This is a genomic window from Candidatus Woesearchaeota archaeon (assembly GCA_003694805.1).
In the GTDB taxonomy this organism is placed as follows: Archaea; Nanobdellota; Nanobdellia; order Woesearchaeales; family J110; genus J110.
Window position 1 is genome coordinate 1 of sequence record RFJU01000162.1, and the last position, 1063, is coordinate 1063.

Consider the following 1063-nt stretch of genomic DNA (forward strand, 5'->3'; position numbering starts at 1 on the left):
CTCCTCTCTTTACCCAACGAGCAGGCGAGTAAGAAAGCCTGCACCCACAAATAGAGCCGCTCCTCCAAGAGTTGCAATGAGCAGCAAAAATGAGGGAAAGCGGTTGGTTCTTGTGATGTATGAGTCGGGTGAATCGAGCAGCGCTTTCTTTTTGGGAAGTCGCAACGCGAAGAGATAAGCCGAAAGTAGCAGCCAGGTGACAAAACCTGCGATGACACGGGGTTGGGTACTCCATCCATACCAGGCTGTTCCAAAGGTTTGGAGGGACCAAAGTGCGCGGAGTACCCAAGCCAAAGTTAAGAGTGGGAACGCGATAAGAACCATCATTCCTGGTTGAAGCTGAAGTTGATTCCAGCTTTCTGGATGGAGTCCGTATCCTTTGCCGCGTCCTCGTTTTGCAAAAGGTTTGAGGTAGCCGGAGATCAGGAGCCAAGAGCCTGCGGTAGCGAGAACCCCAAACGAAGTGTAGAGGAAGAATTGGCTCAGGGAAAAGAGCCATGCACGATAGATTGCAGGCGTTTTGACTTCTTGGAGGGGGATAACGCCGAGTAAAGCCCAAACCAAGGCTACAATGACAATCAGCAAAAGAGGAAAGGCCGTGAGCGCGAGTTCTGGGAAATTTCGCTTACGAAGCAAGTGTGTTGAAAGGGCGACAAAGCCAAACCATAGCAACCCTGTATAGATGGTTCCACCGATGCTTTGCCCGCCGAAAAAGAAACGCATACCAGAGATGAACAGAAGAGCGGCTGCCGATGGGTAAAGCAAGGCTGAAGAACCTTTTGCCAGAAAACGAAGTGCTGAAAACGGAAGTAAAAAGTGGAGCAGCAATAAGAACCAAGATAACGCCAAAAGTGCTATTGTTACCCACACAATTCGAAGCTCAAGAGCTATGTTCTTTTGAGCGATGTTGGTTACTTTTTGTTTGATGTGTGTCACGGGTGCCACAGGCAATGATGGCGTTTGTCCTATATTGTTTGTTTGAGGAGGCTTTTTCGTAAAAGTATCTGGAGGAGCTAGGTCGGGACTGTCTTTGCTCTTCTCTGGCCTTGTTTCTGGCGTGCCA

General features: G+C 49.2%; 1 protein-coding gene. It reads right to left on the reverse strand.

What is annotated here, in order from left to right; genetic code table 11:
* Nucleotides 1–9: 9 nt before the first annotated feature.
* Nucleotides 10–1063: hypothetical protein (locus D6783_05860; protein RME52089.1), on the reverse strand; the 1054-nt coding region annotated here is incomplete at its 5' end.